This is a genomic window from Ruegeria sp. G12 (assembly GCF_056533565.1).
Window position 1 is genome coordinate 12,595 of record NZ_JBQFOO010000004.1, and the last position, 16,489, is coordinate 29,083.

At 58.8% G+C, this 16,489-nt stretch carries 17 protein-coding genes; 8 read left to right on the top strand and 9 right to left on the bottom strand.

What is annotated here, in order from left to right:
* Positions 1-43: 43 nt before the first annotated feature.
* From ACR0JN_RS10670 to ACR0JN_RS10690, 5 genes are all read left to right on the top strand, one after another.
* A complete protein-coding gene (locus ACR0JN_RS10670) occupies positions 44-394 on the top strand; it encodes a hypothetical protein (protein WP_480815950.1) in 351 nt (116 codons plus the stop codon).
* 113 nt (positions 395-507) lie between these two features.
* A complete protein-coding gene (locus ACR0JN_RS10675; RefSeq protein WP_480885516.1) occupies positions 508-1,476 on the top strand; it encodes a carbon-nitrogen hydrolase family protein in 969 nt (322 codons plus the stop codon).
* Positions 1,477-1,520: 44 nt separating this feature from the next.
* Complete coding sequence (locus ACR0JN_RS10680; RefSeq protein WP_480885518.1) at positions 1,521-4,253, top strand: aminotransferase class I/II-fold pyridoxal phosphate-dependent enzyme; 2,733 nt, start codon at positions 1,521-1,523, stop codon at positions 4,251-4,253.
* An 18-nt stretch (positions 4,254-4,271) separates the two neighbouring features.
* Positions 4,272-5,720: a biotin carboxylase gene (locus ACR0JN_RS10685; RefSeq protein ID WP_480885520.1), complete on the top strand. Its 1,449-nt coding sequence runs from the start codon at positions 4,272-4,274 to the stop codon at positions 5,718-5,720.
* Between the two features lie 8 nt (positions 5,721-5,728).
* Positions 5,729-6,721: a C45 family autoproteolytic acyltransferase/hydolase gene (locus ACR0JN_RS10690; protein WP_480885521.1), complete on the top strand. Its 993-nt coding sequence runs from the start codon at positions 5,729-5,731 to the stop codon at positions 6,719-6,721.
* A gap of 27 nt (positions 6,722-6,748) precedes the next feature.
* On the opposite strand, the gene ACR0JN_RS10695 is transcribed toward ACR0JN_RS10690, so the two are convergent.
* Positions 6,749-7,330: a carboxymuconolactone decarboxylase family protein gene (locus ACR0JN_RS10695; RefSeq protein WP_480885523.1), complete on the bottom strand. Its 582-nt coding sequence runs from the start codon at positions 7,328-7,330 to the stop codon at positions 6,749-6,751.
* Between the two features lie 148 nt (positions 7,331-7,478).
* Between ACR0JN_RS10695 and ACR0JN_RS10700 the strand changes: the two genes are divergently transcribed.
* Positions 7,479-8,582 (top strand): hypothetical protein, encoded by a 1,104-nt coding sequence (locus ACR0JN_RS10700; protein WP_480885524.1) that lies wholly within the window; start codon positions 7,479-7,481, stop codon positions 8,580-8,582.
* On the opposite strand, the gene ACR0JN_RS10705 is transcribed toward ACR0JN_RS10700, so the two are convergent.
* From ACR0JN_RS10705 to ACR0JN_RS10720, 4 genes are read right to left on the bottom strand one after another with little or no spacing between them, the layout of a single operon-like run.
* Positions 8,571-9,632, bottom strand: coding sequence for an aromatic ring-hydroxylating dioxygenase subunit alpha (locus ACR0JN_RS10705; protein WP_480885526.1), 1,062 nt, complete (start codon positions 9,630-9,632; stop codon positions 8,571-8,573). The two genes, ACR0JN_RS10700 and ACR0JN_RS10705, sit on opposite strands and share 12 nt — an antisense overlap.
* Positions 9,633-9,637: 5 nt before the next feature.
* A complete protein-coding gene (locus ACR0JN_RS10710) occupies positions 9,638-9,973 on the bottom strand; it encodes a carboxymuconolactone decarboxylase family protein (protein WP_480815958.1) in 336 nt (111 codons plus the stop codon).
* Positions 9,974-9,983: 10 nt separating this feature from the next.
* Positions 9,984-10,742 (bottom strand): amino acid ABC transporter permease, encoded by a 759-nt coding sequence (locus ACR0JN_RS10715; RefSeq protein ID WP_480815959.1) that lies wholly within the window; start codon positions 10,740-10,742, stop codon positions 9,984-9,986.
* A 9-nt stretch (positions 10,743-10,751) separates the two neighbouring features.
* Positions 10,752-11,492, bottom strand: coding sequence for an amino acid ABC transporter ATP-binding protein (locus ACR0JN_RS10720; RefSeq protein ID WP_480815960.1), 741 nt, complete (start codon positions 11,490-11,492; stop codon positions 10,752-10,754).
* Between the two features lie 120 nt (positions 11,493-11,612).
* Between ACR0JN_RS10720 and ACR0JN_RS10725 the strand changes: the two genes are divergently transcribed.
* Positions 11,613-12,383, top strand: a complete 771-nt coding sequence (locus ACR0JN_RS10725; RefSeq protein ID WP_480885528.1) for a transporter substrate-binding domain-containing protein — start codon at positions 11,613-11,615, stop codon at positions 12,381-12,383.
* Positions 12,384-12,425: 42 nt separating this feature from the next.
* On the opposite strand, the gene ACR0JN_RS10730 is transcribed toward ACR0JN_RS10725, so the two are convergent.
* Positions 12,426-13,034 (bottom strand): helix-turn-helix domain-containing protein, encoded by a 609-nt coding sequence (locus ACR0JN_RS10730; RefSeq protein ID WP_480885530.1) that lies wholly within the window; start codon positions 13,032-13,034, stop codon positions 12,426-12,428.
* A 69-nt stretch (positions 13,035-13,103) separates the two neighbouring features.
* On the opposite strand from ACR0JN_RS10730, the gene ACR0JN_RS10735 reads away from it, so the two are divergent.
* Positions 13,104-13,850: a creatininase family protein gene (locus tag ACR0JN_RS10735; protein WP_480885531.1), complete on the top strand. Its 747-nt coding sequence runs from the start codon at positions 13,104-13,106 to the stop codon at positions 13,848-13,850.
* A gap of 52 nt (positions 13,851-13,902) precedes the next feature.
* Here the strand turns inward: ACR0JN_RS10735 and ACR0JN_RS10740 are convergent, their stop codons facing one another.
* Genes ACR0JN_RS10740 through hemA form a run of 3 tightly spaced genes read right to left on the bottom strand, consistent with a single transcriptional unit; the run spans position 13,903 to position 16,431 of the window.
* Positions 13,903-14,730: an MBL fold metallo-hydrolase gene (locus tag ACR0JN_RS10740; RefSeq protein ID WP_480885532.1), complete on the bottom strand. Its 828-nt coding sequence runs from the start codon at positions 14,728-14,730 to the stop codon at positions 13,903-13,905.
* Positions 14,727-15,149: a pentapeptide repeat-containing protein gene (locus ACR0JN_RS10745; protein ID WP_480885533.1), complete on the bottom strand. Its 423-nt coding sequence runs from the start codon at positions 15,147-15,149 to the stop codon at positions 14,727-14,729. Before ACR0JN_RS10745 ends, ACR0JN_RS10740 begins: the two co-directional genes overlap by 4 nt.
* 34 nt (positions 15,150-15,183) lie before the next feature.
* Positions 15,184-16,431: a 5-aminolevulinate synthase gene (gene hemA, locus ACR0JN_RS10750; RefSeq protein WP_480885535.1), complete on the bottom strand. Its 1,248-nt coding sequence runs from the start codon at positions 16,429-16,431 to the stop codon at positions 15,184-15,186.
* Positions 16,432-16,489: the final 58 nt, after the last annotated feature.

A 16,489-nucleotide genomic window follows, 5' to 3' on the forward strand; every position in this document is an offset into this window, starting at 1 on the left:
ATCGTGAGGTACCGGAGTGGGTGTGTTCTTTAACAGGCCAATCATGAACGACGCACCCCTTCCTACCTTCACGATCCGCCAGAACGATCTGGCCATCCTCGCCGCCGAAAACCGGATCGGAGATTATCCGGTCGCTGTGCGCACCGCGCGCGAGGTGGTCAGCGGCGGCTTTGCCAACCAGTCGGCGCATCCCAACACCTGGACGGTCTATTTTCTGGTCGACGGCCAATGGGCTCTGGTGGAATCCACGCGCGGTTTGCGCCGGGAATGGTCCAGTCTGGACCGGTTGGAGAAATGGCTGCGCAGTTGCGGCTTCCGGTTCTTCTGGGTGCGCAACGATATCGACTTTGTGGAAACACCCGGCGAAGACCTTGCCGAGGAAGAGGCCGGATAAATCAACCGCCTGCGGACAGTGGGCTTGCGCGAACACGCGGTTTTATGTTCCGATGAAGAACGCCGGATCACCTCGGCAGTCGCAATCGGCAAGAAAAAGAGAAGACACGAAAAATGACCCCCTTTGCGATAACCGGAATCCAGATGCATGTCGGCGCCTTGCAGTCGAATGTCGAAGCGATGCTGCATCGGATCGACGTAATGATGGCGCGGTTCCCCTGGACCCAGATGGCGCTGTTCAGCGAACTGGCCCCTTACGGCCCGCTTGACCGTTTCGCCCAGCCCTTTCCCAATGACGACCTGTCGCGTTTTCAGGACGCGGCACGGCGCTATGGCATCTGGCTGATCCCCGGCTCGATGTTCGAAAAGCACGAGGACGGGCGGATTTTCAACACCTCTGTGGTGATCAACCCGGATGGTGAGATCGTCTCGAAATATTCCAAGATGTTCCCGTTCAAGCCCTACGAACAAACGGTCTCGTCGGGTACCGAATTCTGCATCTTTGATGTCCCGGATGTGGGCCGGTTCGGCCTGTCGATCTGCTATGACATCTGGTTCCCCGAAACCACCCGCCACCTGACCAGCCAAGGGGTCGAGGTTCTGCTGCACCCGGTCCTGACCGGCACCACCGACCGCGAGGCCGAACTGTCGATCGCCAAGGCGACCGCCGCGCAGTTCCAGTGCTACGTGTTCGACGTGAATGGGCTGGCCGCGGGTGGCGTGGGCCGCTCGCTGGTGGTCGATCCTTCGGCTACCGTGCTGCACCAGTCGGCGGGGCAAGAGGATATCTTCCCCATCGAGATCGATCTGGATCAGGTCCGCCGTCAGCGCGAGGTCGGGCTGAAAGGTCTGGGTCAGGTCCTCAAAAGCTTCCGCGACCGCGAGGCGGAATTCCCGGTCTATGACCGCAACAGCGATGCGGATGCCTATCTGCACACGCTGGGCCCGCTGCGCATTCCGCAGAAAGGCGATGCCGCAGGCGTTGCCGCATCCGACCCCAGAACGGCGCTGGGATACAGCGAAGACGCCGCGAAAAAGCCCGACAATCTCTATCTCTACAAAGGGCGCTCAGGGACCGACTGATACCGGGGCAGCTTTTCGGTATCGGCAGAAAGGACACAGATTTCATGCACGGCTTATCCGACAGCGAAAAGCTCCACACCATCTCGGACTATTTCAGCGCCTCACAACTGAGGGCAGACCGATGGAGCGCGCTGCGGGAGACGGCTGAATCCCTTGACCAGAGCGGCAGTGACAAAGATCGGGACCGTGCGCGGCACCTGCTGCAGGCGCTGGCTCCGATCGAGATGTATTTTGCCTTTCCGGGCGGGTCGGCCTTTGACTATCTGCGCCGATTGCTGGATCACGGCAATTTCGTCGACTTTGCAACCGCCGTGCGGCGAGTGTCGCGAGCGCTGACCTCGGGCGCGTATCGGCGCCGTTCGATCCCGCTGATCGCGGATGAAACCGAGGGCGATGAGTTTGAGGATGAAGCGGCGCAAAGCCATGAGGCCCGCGCGCTGGGGCGGCCTTATTTCGAGGTGATGATCGTTGACAATGTCAACGAACATCAGGAGCGGTTCCTGCAATCCAGCCTGCAACGGATGCGCCGCAGCGAAGACCCGTTCATCTACGAAACCGTCGTCGTCCCCAGTGTCGAGGACGCGCTGATCGGGGTTCTGTTCAACCAGAATGTGCAGGCCGTCATCGTACGTCCGGGCCTGAGCCTGAAATCCAAGAACGAAACCAATGTGCTGGGCCGCTATGTCAGCCTCTATGGCGAAGGCGCTGATCTGGATGCGCTGTCGCCTTCGGAATATGGCCCGGAAACCTGCCGCCGTATCGGCAAGCTGCGGCCCGAGCTGGACGCCTATCTGATCACCGACCGATCTGCCGAGGATATCGCGGGCCTTGATCTGGGTTTGTGCCGGCGGGTGTTCTACAATCAGGAAGACTTTCTGGAACTGCACCTGAACATCCTGCGCGGGGTGCAGCGGCGGTACAAAACGCCGTTCTTCACCGCGCTGAAAGAGTATTCCAAACAGCCCACCGGCGTGTTCCACGCGATGCCGATCAGCCGCGGCAAATCCATCAGCCGCAGCCACTGGATTCAGGATATGGGGGCGTTTTACGGCTCGAACATTTTCATGGCCGAAACCTCGGCCACCTCGGGTGGGCTGGATTCGCTGCTGGAACCCAAAGGCCCGATCAAAGAGGCGCAAGAGGCCGCCGCCCGTGCGTTTGGGTCAAAACAGACGTTTTTTGCCACCAACGGCACCTCGACCTGCAACAAGATCGTGGTGCAGGCGCTGGTGCGCCCCGGCGACATCGTGCTGGTCGACCGCGACTGCCACAAATCGCACCATTACGGCATGGTGCTGGCAGGCGCGAGCGTGGTCTACATGGACAGCTACCCGCTGCACGATTACTCGATGTACGGCGCGGTGCCGATCCGCGAGATCAAGCACAAGCTGCTGACCCTGAAGGCCGAAGGCAAGCTGGATCAGGTGCGTATGGTGCTGCTGACCAACTGCACGTTCGATGGCATCGTCTACAACGTCCAGCGGGTGATGCAGGAATGTCTGGCGATCAAGAAAGACCTTGTATTCCTGTGGGACGAGGCCTGGTTCGGCTATGCCCGGTTCGCCCCCAACACCCGCGTCCGCACCGCCATGCGCTCGGCCAATCTGCTGCGCGAACGGTTCCGCACCCCCGAACATGCCGAGGCCTATGCCGCCCAGCAGGCCGAGTTGGAGGGCGCGGATGACGAGACCCTGCTGAACACCCGCCTGATCGCACCGCCGGACGCGCGGGTGCGGGTCTATGCCACGCAATCGACGCACAAGACGCTGACCGCGCTGCGGCAGGGCTCGATGATCCACGTCAACGACCAGCAGTTCAAGGGCGCGGTCGAAGAGGCCTTTCACGAGGCCTACATGACCCACACCTCAACCTCGCCCAACTATCAGATCATCGCCTCGCTGGATGTGGGCCGCAGACAGGTCGAGATCGAAGGCTATGAGTTCGTCCAACGACAGGTCGAAAGCGCCATGGCGATCCGCCGGGCGGTGACGACCCATCCATTGCTCAGGAAATACTTCCGGCTGGTCACCGCGGGCGACATGATCCCCGAGGAATACCGCGAAAGCGGGATGACCAGCTATTTCGATCCCGATCAGGGCTGGGCCGACGTCTGGGATTGCTGGGCCAAGGATGAATTCGTTCTGGATGCCACCCGCATCACTTTGCATGTGGGCGCGACGGGCTGGGATGGCGATACGTTCAAGACCAAGATCCTGATGGATAAATACGGCATCCAGATCAACAAGACCTCGCGCAATACCGTGCTGTTCATGACCAATATCGGCACCACGCGCAGCTCAGTCGCTTATCTGATCGAGGTTCTGGTCGAGATCGCCAAGGAGTTGGACGACCTGATGGATGATGCGTCCAAGATGGAAAAGCGCGCCTTCGAAAAACGCGTCAAGAACCTTAGCGAACACGTCCCGCCGCTGCCGGATTTCAGCCGCTTCCACGACGCGTTCCGCTGTGTTGACGGCACCGAGGCCGGGGACATCCGCACCGCGTTCTTCCTGTCTTATGACGAGGATAATTGCGATTACGTGGAGCCCGACAAGGACATGCTGGATCGGCTGGAAGCAGGCGAGGAAATGGTCTCGGCCACCTTCGTGATCCCCTATCCGCCGGGCTTTCCCATTCTGGTGCCGGGGCAGGTGATCAGCCCCGAGATTCTGAAATTCATGCAGGAACTGGACGTGTCTGAAATCCACGGATTCCGCGCCGATCTGGGCCTGCGTATCTTTACCGAAGACGCTTTGAAATCAGTCAAAAAGAAATAAGGGACTGGGAGGAACACAATGCCAAAGAAGGTTCTTAAGAACATCTCGGAAATCCGCCGGTATTTCCACACCAACAAGGACCCGATCTATTTCGTGTCGGCGACCAATTTCAACCTGTTGGGACTGGATGAATGGGTGATGAATTTCACCTATATCTGCTACATGGATTGCTTTGACGGGCGGCATCCGAATGTGTTCGTGCCTTCCGAGATGCCGCATGACGAATTCCAGTCGATTGAGGACATCAACAACTATCTGCTGCAGCACAAAGAGGTCATCGACCTGATCAAACGGCGCGGCGGCAAGCCCAAGTTCGTGTTCCTGATGTTCGACGAGACGACCGAGAAACTGGTCAAGGAATTGGGCGGTCAGCTGTGGTTCCCCAAGGCCAAGCTGCGCACCAAATGCGACAACAAGATCGAAACGGTCCGTATTGGCAACAAGGCGGGCGTGCCGTCGGTGCCGAACACTCTGAGTGTGGTCAAAAGCTATGATCACCTGAAGAAAATCTGCGACAAGGCCGGGCTGGGCCACGATCTGGTGCTGCAATCGGCCTTTGGCGACAGCGGCCACACCACCTTCTTCATCAAGTCCGAGGCTGATTTCAACAAGCACAAGGACGAGATCGTCGGCGAAGGCGAGATCAAGATCATGAAGCGGATCGACTGCCGCGGTGCCGCGATCGAGGCTTGTGCCACGTCCGAAGGCACGATTGTGGGCCCGCTGATGACCGAGCTTGTCGGCTTCAAGGAACTCACCCCTTATCGCGGCGGCTGGTGCGGGAACGAGATCTTCTCGACCGCCTTCCCGCCCAAAGCCCGCGAACAGGCGCGGCAGTTGACGTTCCAGTTCGGCGAGGAACTCCGCAAATCCGGCTATCGCGGCTATTTCGAACTCGACTTTCTGATCGACAAGAAGACCGGCGAGCTGTGGCTGGGCGAATTGAACCCCCGCATCACCGGGGCCAGCTCCATGACCAACCACGCGGCTTTTGCCCATGCGGACGCGCCGCTGTTCCTGTTCCATCTGCTGGAATTCACCAAGAAACCCTTCAAGCTGGATGTCGAGGAACTGAACGCCCGCTGGGCCGACCCGGATATGATCGACAGTTGGTCACAGATGGTGATCAAGCACACCGACGACAGTGTCGACCGCATCACGCAGGCCCCGCAATCGGGCATCTACAAGATGCTGGAAGATGGCCGCGTCGTGTTCGACCGCTTCGACTATCACCGCCGCGCGGTGGGCGAGAATGAGGCGTTTTTCCTGCGCATCTCGAATGTCGGCGATTACCGCTATGAAGGGGCCGATCTGGGTATTCTGGTCACGCGCGGCCGGTCGATGACCAAGGGCTTCAAGCTGACCGAAAACTCGAAAAAGTGGATCCACGGTATCACCTCGGCTTATGCGGCTGAACCGCTGCCTGCGGCGCAACCGATGGAAGACCCTGCGTTCAAAATCATGTAGAAAGCCCCATGGCGCTTGTTTTTCGCTCAATCGACGAGGAACAGCCCGGCCCCAAGCTGGCCGGGCTGTTTGCCGAATACTGGCCCGCCTACCGCAAATGGTGGGCGAAAGAAGGCTATTCGGCCCGCCCCACCTATCGCGAATGCCTGCGCGCGCTGGAACACCACATGCCCGAGATCATGCCGCTCTATGAACAGGTGGTCGAACTGGTCGGCGGCAGCGACAGTCAGGCGCGGTTCCTCAGCTTCTATTGCCCACCGAAATACCTGTCGGGTTGCAGCCAGGCGATCTGGCGCGGCAAGACGCCGTTTTTGGTGCGCAACTATGACTATCACCCGAAAACCTTCGATGCTGCCCTGCTAAAAACCCGCTGGGACGGGCGCGGTGTGATCGGGATGAGCGATGGTATTCTGGGCCTGCTCGACGGCATTAACGATGCCGGTTTGACCGTTTCCCTGACCTTTGGCGGACGGCGCGAGGTCGGCGACGGGTTCGGCGTGCCCTTGATCCTGCGCTATGTGCTGCAGATCTGCGAGACCACGGCCCAAGCGGTTGACGCGCTTTGCCGTATACCCTGCCATATGAGTTACAACGTCACCGTTTTGGACGCGAAATATAACCACAGCACGGTCTATCTTGCCCCCGACCGGCACCCGCAAATCTCGGACGTGCCGGTGGCGACAAACCATCAGGGCCATGTGGAATGGTCCAAACACGCGCGGTTCACGGCAACCGTCGAACGCGAACGGTTCCTGCTGAACCGCCTGAACCAGCACCCCGAAAGCGAAAAGCGCTTTATCGACGCCTTCCTGCGCCCGCCGCTTTATTCCACCGCGTTCAAATCCGGCTTCGGCACGCTTTACACCGCCGTCTACCGGCCCGCAAAAAAGCAGCTTGAATTGCATTGGCCCGGAACGTCGTGGGAATTGTCGCTTGAGACGTTCACCGAAAGTGCGCGCACGATCCTGATGCCTACGGACGATGAGTACGCGGATGTGTGAACTTTGCCGAGTAACCGCCGGAAGTAATTAATCCTCTGCCTTGTAATAGCCGATCACGTCATTCTCGGTCGTCGCCCCCAAGCCGTTCAACAGCCGGTTTGAGTAGTTGAAGTAAGCGCAGACCTGATTCACTTCGAGGATTTCTCCGTCCGAGCACCCGGCGATCTTCAGCGCCTCAAAATCTGATTTGACCATGCGGCCCACATCGGTCGTCAGCTTGGCAGCATATCGCAACAGGGCCAGTTCCTTACCCTGAAACTCATCCTCGGGGCGGTGGGCCTTGAGGGCGACAAAAATCCGGTCACTGCGCGGCTGGTCCTTCAGCAGGTTTCGCACATTCATGAAGTGGTGCGTCAGGGAATAGGTGCAATCATTCAGGATCGACGTATAGCTGGCGATGATCTCAAGAAACCAGAACGGTAGCTGGTTGTCGTCGGAATGCAGGACCGAGCGGTATAGCGTGACATGCCCGTTCATCGTTTCCGGCCGCAGGGAATGCACACGCATCACCGTGTCGACTGTTCCATGCGGTGTGCGGGCTTTGTCCAACAGCTCTTTCAAGCGGCCTTCGGCCTGTTCATCCGAAATCATCTCGATCCAAGCGCTCATCTTTGGGCCTCCTGCGTCTGTTGTGTTCTTGTTATGGGCAAAGGGGTGGGTGATTTCAGTAAAAAATTTTCCTCCCACGATATTTTATGTAGATCACGGGATCGTGAGCCGTGTATCAAGGACCGCGAAAAGCCAAGGAGCCTTGGGCATGATCACTCCCAACAGCATTGCGGGCGCGGAAAACCTGCTGTTCAGATGCGGCGGGCTGACATCCGGGGACCACCTGTTGGTGCTGCGTGAATGCGCGCAGAATGGGTACTATGGCGGCGAACTTGCTGATGTCATTGTGGAATGTGCGCAGACCAATGGTGTCAGAACAACGGTTCAAACCATTCCGTTCGAACCGATGGGTGCTGCGCTTCCCTTGGAGTTGATCACCCAGATGAAGGCAGCAGATCATACGCTGTTTCTGTCGCGGACTGGGGACCAGATTCGCTTTAACGCGGACATGTCCGATATTCACCCGATCATGTCTTATGTGCTGGATACCGAGATGCTGGAATCCGGCTTTGGCCGCGCGAACTATAGCGGGTTCGTTGACCTGAAAAACGCGGTGAACCGGGCTTTGGCAAAGGCATCGCATATCCACGTAACCTGTCCCTTGGGAACGGATTTCAGTGGCCCAGGCGCGGCTTTTCCGAAGGCCGGGGCGGACGTCAGCGTAACGCGCTTTCCGATGTCGGTGTTTGCGCCGGTCCCAACCGCCGGGTTCTCGGGCACTGTCATGCAGGACGGCTTTCTGGTCGGAACCGGGTCGAAGTTCTATGAACCTTATGGCTGCGATCTGCGGGAACCTCTGGCCGTTGAGTTCAAAGACAGCCGGTTGATCGGGTTCTCCGGGCATCCGATGGACGTGCATTGCGCGCAGATGCATTACGAAAAGGTGGGCCAGATGTTTGGTCTGGACCCCATGACCATGCATTCCTGGCATGCGGGCATACATCCGGGCTGCGCCTATACGTCCCCCGCTCATGAAAACTACGAACGGTGGAGCGGGTCTGCCTTTGGCAATCCTCGCCTGCTGCATTTCCACACCTGCGGCCACTACGCGCCGGGCGAGATTTCCTTGAATGTCCTGGACCCGACGATCAGGATTGACGGCGTGGCTGTCTGGGACAAGGGCGTGTTTCGGCCCGAGATGATCCCCGGAGGCGCTGAAATTCTGGGCACGTACCCGTGCATCAAATCCGTGTTCGACGCCCCGGCGCAGCAAGTCGGGCAGGGCGCGAATGGAAGGCTGTCAGCCGGCTAGCACGGCCTCATCCTCGGCGATCCGTTTCGCAACGCGCGCGCGGAACCGCATGGCACCTGCATCCAGGCCGAGGTTGATATACCCGCTCTTGCGGCGCGCCATGCCGGTCTGAACATGTTCCAGCACCTCTTTGTCCTCGTTGAACGCCATGACTGCGCCGTCGAACATGCGTTGCGACATGGCCGCGTCACCAGCGTGCATGTTGCGGTGCTGGAACCAGAAATAGCGCGAGGTCTCGGCATCAACCGGGGTAATGAAATTGTACGAGATATTGACGAACGCATTGGGCGAGTTGGGCCGGTCCGCACCGCCTTCGCCAGCCGGGGTGTAAACCGACATGTTGATCGCGGTCGAGGGCAGGCGGCATTCGTAATGCTGCTTGCGGTCGCAGCTTGGGCCGAAGGGCAGGATCGGAGCATAGTAGGGCGGTGCAGGCTCATCCGCGATCCAGCGTGAGACGATGACGCCGTTGTCGGTTTCTTCCAGATCCAGTGGGCGGTTGTCTGTTCCGGCCCCGGCGAATGAGGTCAGATGCACCCAGGCCACATGGCTGGGGTCCAGCAGGTTGTCGATGATGTAAAGATAGTGGCAGGCCATCTCCATCGCGCCCTTTTGGGTCTTGCCCCAGTCCGGGTTGTCGAAGTTCGGAATGTCGATGATGTCGTTCGGGTCGGCTTGGGCTGGGTCGCCCATCCACAGCCAGAGAAACCCCCAGCGGTCCTCGGCCGGATAGGCATGGACAGCGGCGCGGCGCGGCGGGTTGTCCAACTGGGTCGGAGCACTAACGCATTCGCCACCACAGCCGAAGGTCAGGCCGTGGTAGCCGCAGACAACATGATCGCCCTCGATCGTCCCGCGGGACAAGGGCAGTTTGCGGTGCGGGCAGGCATCTTCCAGCGCGATGGCTTTGCCAGCCGTGTCGCGGTAGATCACGATCTCTTCGCCCAGCATGCGAACCGCGCTCAGGTTGCGGGCAAAATCCTCGGACCGTCCGGCCACGTACCAGCTATTGCGAATGAACCCTTCGGCTCCGGCCAGATCAGGACGCATGGGGTTTACTCCGAAAAAACGTCAAATGCCTTGAGCGCCTTGGCGCTGTACCCTAAGGACGGGCCGCCGCCCATATAGGTCGCCATGGCCAGCGCCTCGCACATCTCTTCGCGGGTCGCGCCCAGCCGGATCAGGGATTTGACGTGAAAGCCGATGCAGCTGTCGCACTTCGTGGACACCGCAATTCCCAGAGCGATGAACTCTTTCGTCTTTTCGCTGAGCGCGCCATCGGTCTTGGCCGCCTTGCCCATGAGGCCGAAGCCGCGCGCGGTGTCGGGGATTTCCTTCGACAGGGCTCCGATATTGGCCTCCGTTTCGGCCATGAAGTCTTTCCAGTCCATAGTGTTCTCCTTATCCGCGCTCATCCGCGCCCATCCGGCGTTCCAGCCAGCGCACGCCTGCGCTGATGATCAGAACAAGGATCAGGTATTCAAAGATCAGCAGCGTGTAGATTTCCAGCGGGCGGTATTCGGTCACCACCAACTCGTTCGCGCGACGGGTCAGTTCCTGCATGCCGATGACGCTGGCAAAGGCGCTCATCTTGACGATGTAGATGAACTGGTTCGCTAGGGGCGGCAGGATGCGCCGGATCGCCTGCGGCAGGATCACGTAGCGCATCGTCTGCACGTAGTTCAGGCCAATGGTCTGTGCCGCCTCGCGCTGGCCGCGCGCGATCGATTGGATGCCTGCGCGATAGATTTCAGCGGTGAAGGCGCTGTCGGAAATTGCCAGCGTGATGATCGCGCCCCAGAACGGATCGATTGGGATGTTCATGCCCATCGACTGGAACACAATGGGCAGCCCGTAGAAGACCCAGAACAGCATCGGCAGCAGGGGAATGGCGCGGATGAATTCGACATAGATTCGGTTAACCCAGCGCCAGCCGCGTTTTTCCGACAGGCCGGGCAGGGCCACCATCAGACCCAGCACAATCGACAAAATGGCAGCAATCAGAGAGATCTGGATCGTCGCCCACATGCCCGAGATCAGGAATTTCACATTGGTCCAGCCCGACGCCGTGGTCGGGTCGATCACATACCAGCCCCATGTCTGGGACGAGGAACAGCCCGCCAACAAAAGAAAAGGCGCGATCAGAAGCAGTTTTTTCATCGGCCCCTCTTAGTGCTGCAGGATCTGGGACAGGAATTGGCGGCACCGCTCGGATTGCGGGTTGGTGAAGAAGTGCTCGGGGTGCCCTTCTTCGACAATCTCACCGGCATCCATGAAGATCATCTTGTCGGCGACCTTGCGGGCAAAGCCCATTTCATGGGTGACGACCACCATTGTCATGCCTTCTTCGGCAAGCTCGACCATCACATCCAGAACTTCGGAAATCATCTCGGGGTCCAGCGCCGAGGTGGGTTCGTCAAACAAAAGCACACGCGGTTCCATGCACAGCGAGCGCGCAATGGCGACGCGTTGCTGCTGCCCACCGGACAGTTGGATGGGGCGTTTGTTGGCCTGATCGGGGATATGGACGCGGTCCAGATAATGCCGGGCTTTTTCTTCGGCATCCTTGCGGGAAAGACCGCGCGCCTTGATCGGGCCTAGCGTCAGGTTCTCAAGCACGGTCAGGTGCGGAAACAGGTTAAACTGCTGGAAAACCATGCCGACCTCGGACCGGATGGTGGCGACCGATTTTGGGTCGTCCGTCAGTTCGACCCCATCGACCCGGATTGAGCCTTTCTGGTGTTTTTCCAGTTGGTTGATACAGCGCACAACCGTGGATTTGCCGGATCCGGACGGGCCGCAAACAACCACTTTTTCACCGGAATTCACCGTCAGGTTGATGTCTTTCAGAACATGAAAGTCGCCGAACCATTTGTTCACGCCTGCAAGCTCGATGGCGGCATCTGACATGGGCCGACCTACCCCTTTTTATTCATAGTAGAATATTTTCTTGAGGTTATCTTTGGCTTTGCGCTTAAATCAACAAGGAATATGGCAACAAGACCGAAACATCACCAACAGGAGAAATACATGAACAGTTTTTGCAAAGCCGCGGCGATCGCTGCGCTTGGGTTGATCGTCTCGGGCGCGGCTCAGGCGCAGTCGGCGTTGAATGAAGTGCTGGATTCCGGCGTTTTGAAGGTTGGCACGACGGGCGACTGGAACCCGATGTCACTGCGTGATCCGGCAACCAACAGCTACAAGGGTTATGACATCGACATCATGAACGAACTGGCGACCGATCTTGGGGTTGAGGTCGAATATGTACCCACCGACTGGAAAACGCTGGTCAACGGTGTCGTCGCTGGCAAGTACCATCTGACCGGGTCGGCTTCGATTTCTCCGCCGCGCATGAAGGTTGCCGGGTTCTCGGACAGCTACATCTCGGTCGAACTGTTCCCTTACACCACCAAGGACAAGGCCGATAAATTCGACGGGTATGACTCGATCAACCAGCCGGGCGTCAAGGTTGCCACCACTCTGGGCACCACGTTCGAAAAGCGCGTGCGCGAGTGGTTCCCGAACGCGGATATCAAGGTTGTCGAGGCCCCGGCGCGCGGGTTTCAGGAAGTCATTGCCGGGCGTGCGGACGTGTTCATCACATCGAATATCGAAGGTTCAACGCTTGAGGCCAAGTTCCCTGTAGTGCGCGTCAAGAACGCCGGGCCCCGTTCGCCTTCGCCCATCGCAATGATCCTGCCGCAGGGTGATCAGGTTTGGATCAACTATGTGAACAACTGGATCGAAGTCAAAAAGGCCCAAGGCTTTTTTGAGCAAAACCGTGAAAAATGGGGTCTTTGACCCGATCAGAAGTCAGGCCCGGCCAAATCGGTCGGGCCTTTTTCATGGTCCGCTGGCCACAGCCTTGGCAACGACCGTCACAAAGCTGACCCGGGGCGTTCTAAGCTCGACTGGTCCGTGTGCCGCATTCGAGTCGAAACTCAGACTGTCGCCGGGGCGCATGTGGTAACTTGTCTCGCCGCAGCCATAGACCATTTCTCCGTGCGTGACATGGATGAATTCCACGCCCTGATGTTGATACAGAGGCCGGGTGCCTAGCGGAGCCTCAAGCGTAACGCTGAAGCTTTCAAAACTGACATGTTTCGCCTCGGCCCGACCGATCAGCTTGTAACTGTGGCCATACCCGCTGCCAAGCCGCTGAACGGTAACGCCTTCTCCGGCGGCAACAAATGATGCGTCGGACCGGTCGACGGTTGCTGCGAAAAAGTTGATCAGCGGAACACCGATTCCTCGGGCCAGTGCTTCCAACGTTGCCAGAGACGCCGACACCTGGCCCCGTTCGATCTTGGAAATCATCGCGGTTGAGACACCAGCACTTGCGGACAACTCCGACAACGTCAGCCCGGCCAGTCGGCGATGTGTTTTGACCGCCGCACCGATCAACTGGTCCAAAGGTGGCTTCTTCAATTCAAGAATTGGTGAATCTTCCATTGGCGCAGCCTAATCCCGTCGTGCACAAAGGAAAAGAACAGTCGGCGTCAGACGCCGTGCGGAGGTACGATGAAACTTGAGAATATGACCTGGTATGACGTCGACGCCCGCATCAAAAAAGGGGCAGCAATCATGCTGCCTGTCGGGTCGACCGAGCAACATGGGCCAATGGGGCGGATCGGAACGGATACGATCTGTGCCAACGCAGTTGCTTTAGCGGCGGCAGAACGGTGCGATGCTATTGTCGCCCCGCCTTTGGCCTATACGCCAGCCCCCTTCAACACTGCGTTTCCAGGCACGGTTTCGGTGAGCGAGGAGACGTTTCAAGCCTTGGCGCAAGAGGTGATCGCTGGGTGCCTGTCTCAGGGCTTTGCGGGGGTATTCGTCGTGAATGGTCACGGGGCCAACCTGGACCCGCTTGACCGGATTGCGTCTAATCTGCCGCCTGACAAACTGAGGATTCGCAGTTGGTGGGAACCACCCGGCGTGAACGCGTTGCGCGCGAACCTTTATGGGACGTGGGAGGGCATGCATGCGACCCCTTCAGAAGTGGCCATAACTCAGGCCCTTCTGGGATCATTGCCGCCCGGTGAGGCCGCAGAGCCGCCGGAGCGTTTGAGCGCTGAGTACATCCGCACCCACAGCCGCGACCGCCACGGACCACCCGAGCAGCACCGGGCCGAGTTCCCCGACGGTCGGGTCGGATCCCATTCCGCTTTGGCGACGCCGGAAGCCGGGCATCGGTTGCTACAGGCAAGTGCTGCGGAAATTGCCCGAGAGTTCACGGATTTTCTGGAGGCGGCACTGGTGTCATGAATGTGAACCGAACAGGATCAAAAAATCAGGATTCGTGCCCGGCTGCCCGCGCCTAATTCAACACAAGTGCGCTTCTATCCAAAGCAGTGGGAAAAACATGATCTGGATACGCATCCAGCATCGCTGATGTAAAGCAAGAGATCGACGGGTACTTTTCGCTCAAGTGCATGAAATCTCTTAGATAAGCGTCCGTTGATCGTAGCAGTTCAGCCCCTCCGACCGCACCGTGACCAGGCAGGACCTGCGTCGGAGACAGCTTTTTCAGGTATTCCAGATTCTGACGCCAGGCGTCCGCGCGACCCTCCACCAGCCACAAATGTTGCCGGTTCAGAACGTGATCCCCGGCCACAAGGGTGCGTCTGACGGGGTCGAACAGAATGATCGGAGCGGCGCTTTCTGCATCGGGCATGACGATGCAGTCGAACCGGGTTTCCGCCAATGTCACGGTGCCGGTTGCCAAGGGGCGAAACGGATTTGCGAAACCCGGCCAGTCCGTTGCTGCGGTGCGAATGAAGCGTAGCGTCGTTTCGGAACTTGCGATCACGGCGTCGGGGAAGAGGGGGCCCAGAACTTCCAGCCCAAGATAGTGATCCGGATGGGGATGTGTGATGACGATTGCCGTAACGGGTTTGCCGGTTCGCGCAGCGAGCGCGGCAAGGTCCCGTGCCTCGTTCAGGTTCAGGTGCGCGTCGATCAGTACACAGCTTTGGGGGCCTTCGATCAGATAGGCATTGGCGAAGAAGCCAGACGCATCGGATCGATGCCGATGGTGATCGCAGGGGGCCGCCGCTGCGGGATGGCTCAGCACGGATATGACTGCGCTTCCGGCAACGGCGATCCACTCCCGCCGTGACAGGTAAGGGTGGCGTGTCTGGTTCACTTGCAGATGCCGACCGACCCGATCGCACATTGCCGTGCGTCGTTATAATATGCGCCGTCGAACACGGCCCCTTCAAATTTGTTCCGGCCCAGTTGCGCCTTGGTCATGAAGGCGCCCGACAGGTCCGCGTTTGAGAAATCAACCTGCTGCAGGTCGGCTCCGATCAGGATGGTTCCGCGCAGGTCCGCGCCTGCAAGGTTCGCCCCGCGCAGTTTGGCAGCCGTCATCTTGGCCCCGCTTAGGTTGGCGCGACGCAGATCAGCGCCCGAGAAATCCTGATGCGACAGGTCGCAGCCATGCCAGTCCACCTCTGGCGCGGGTTCGCTTGCGCAATGATCCACGGGCGCACCCATCTGGGCTTGACTGACAGAAGCCCAAAGGCAAGCCACGCCAATGAAAATTAGGTGCTTGGATGTCATGCTCACGCTCTCAAACCGTTTGTGTCGCATTGCATCAGCCTGCCGTAGCCTGTGCCTTGGCGGCCCGGATGTGATCGCGTGACAATGCGCAGCGCGACCAGATGTGGTGAAGCGCTGTGGCCAGTGCCTCGATGTCCTGGTCCGAGTGGTACGGGCCCGGTGTGATCCGTAGCCGTTCGGTTCCTTCGGGAACCGTGGGATAGTTAATGGGCTGGATGTAAATGCCGTAGTCGGCAAGCAGCATGTCGGATATCCACTTACATTTATGCGCATCCCCCACAATGACGGGAACGATATGGCTGTCATTGTCCAGATGCGGAATACCCATCTGGTCCAGCCTAGTCCGGACCATCCGAACCGCGCGCCGCTGGGCCGTACGCTCGACCGTGCTGGTCTTGAGATGACGGATCGACGCCCGCGCACCTGCCGCAATCGCCGGTGGCAGAGCTGTGGAAAAGATAAAACCCGAGGCGAAGGATCGCACAAAGTCGATAACGGAAGAGGACCCGGCAATATAGCCGCCCATCACACCAAACGCTTTCCCGAGCGTTCCATGAATGATATCGACGCAGTTCATCAACCCATGCGCTTCAGCAATGCCGCCGCCCCTTGGGCCGTACAGACCAACGGCATGCACCTCGTCGAGATATGAGATCGCGCTGTGCTTTTCACAAACATCCAGAATATCGCTTAGCGGGCAGATGTCGCCATCCATGGAGTAGACAGATTCGAAGGCGACGATTTTGGTGCAGCCGGGATCGGTTTGACCGAGCAGAGCGTCAAGATGGGCAACATCATTATGCCGCCAGATCTTCTTTTCGACGCGCGCATGGCGCATTCCTTCGATCATCGAAGCATGATTGAGCTGGTCGGAAAACACGACACAATCGGGAAGCCGGGCGGCCAATGTGCCGAGACTGGCCCAATTCGCAACATAACCCGAGTTCAACACAAGGGCGGCGGGCTTCTGATGCAGATCGGCCAGTTCCTGTTCCAGCAAGACGTGATGATGCGTCGTGCCCGAGATATTGCGCGTGCCCCCAGCGCCCGCGCCGTATTGCGCCAGAGCACGCGTCATCGCCGCAAGCGTTTTTGGGTGCTGCCCCATGCCCAGATAATCGTTTGAACACCAAACCTTTATCCGTTCGTGGCAACCATCGGTGGTGTATTGTGTTGCATCCGGATAAGAACCGGCGTGGCGCTGCAACTCGGCAAACTCACGGTAATTTCCGTCACTCCGCAGCGCGTCCAATTGAGTTTCGACAAGTCGGTCAAGGGTCATCGGTCTTACCTTTGATCAGAAATGACTTGTAATTCCAAGCTGCATGGCCCGGGGAAAA

Bases quoted from the DNA above. Each gene is read 5' to 3' on its own strand.
- ACR0JN_RS10670 (WP_480815950.1), top strand. From the start codon at position 44: ATGAACGACGCACCCCTTCCTACCTTCACGATCCGCCAGAACGATCTG.
- ACR0JN_RS10675 (WP_480885516.1), top strand. From the start codon at position 508: ATGACCCCCTTTGCGATAACCGGAATCCAGATGCATGTCGGCGCCTTG.
- ACR0JN_RS10680 (WP_480885518.1), top strand. From the start codon at position 1,521: ATGCACGGCTTATCCGACAGCGAAAAGCTCCACACCATCTCGGACTAT.
- ACR0JN_RS10685 (WP_480885520.1), top strand. From the start codon at position 4,272: ATGCCAAAGAAGGTTCTTAAGAACATCTCGGAAATCCGCCGGTATTTC.
- ACR0JN_RS10690 (WP_480885521.1), top strand. From the start codon at position 5,729: ATGGCGCTTGTTTTTCGCTCAATCGACGAGGAACAGCCCGGCCCCAAG.
- ACR0JN_RS10695 (WP_480885523.1), bottom strand. From the start codon at position 7,330: ATGAGCGCTTGGATCGAGATGATTTCGGATGAACAGGCCGAAGGCCGC.
- ACR0JN_RS10700 (WP_480885524.1), top strand. From the start codon at position 7,479: ATGATCACTCCCAACAGCATTGCGGGCGCGGAAAACCTGCTGTTCAGA.
- ACR0JN_RS10705 (WP_480885526.1), bottom strand. From the start codon at position 9,632: ATGCGTCCTGATCTGGCCGGAGCCGAAGGGTTCATTCGCAATAGCTGG.
- ACR0JN_RS10710 (WP_480815958.1), bottom strand. From the start codon at position 9,973: ATGGACTGGAAAGACTTCATGGCCGAAACGGAGGCCAATATCGGAGCC.
- ACR0JN_RS10715 (WP_480815959.1), bottom strand. From the start codon at position 10,742: ATGAAAAAACTGCTTCTGATCGCGCCTTTTCTTTTGTTGGCGGGCTGT.
- ACR0JN_RS10720 (WP_480815960.1), bottom strand. From the start codon at position 11,492: ATGTCAGATGCCGCCATCGAGCTTGCAGGCGTGAACAAATGGTTCGGC.
- ACR0JN_RS10725 (WP_480885528.1), top strand. From the start codon at position 11,613: ATGAACAGTTTTTGCAAAGCCGCGGCGATCGCTGCGCTTGGGTTGATC.
- ACR0JN_RS10730 (WP_480885530.1), bottom strand. From the start codon at position 13,034: ATGGAAGATTCACCAATTCTTGAATTGAAGAAGCCACCTTTGGACCAG.
- ACR0JN_RS10735 (WP_480885531.1), top strand. From the start codon at position 13,104: ATGAAACTTGAGAATATGACCTGGTATGACGTCGACGCCCGCATCAAA.
- ACR0JN_RS10745 (WP_480885533.1), bottom strand. From the start codon at position 15,149: ATGACATCCAAGCACCTAATTTTCATTGGCGTGGCTTGCCTTTGGGCT.
- hemA (WP_480885535.1), bottom strand. From the start codon at position 16,431: ATGACCCTTGACCGACTTGTCGAAACTCAATTGGACGCGCTGCGGAGT.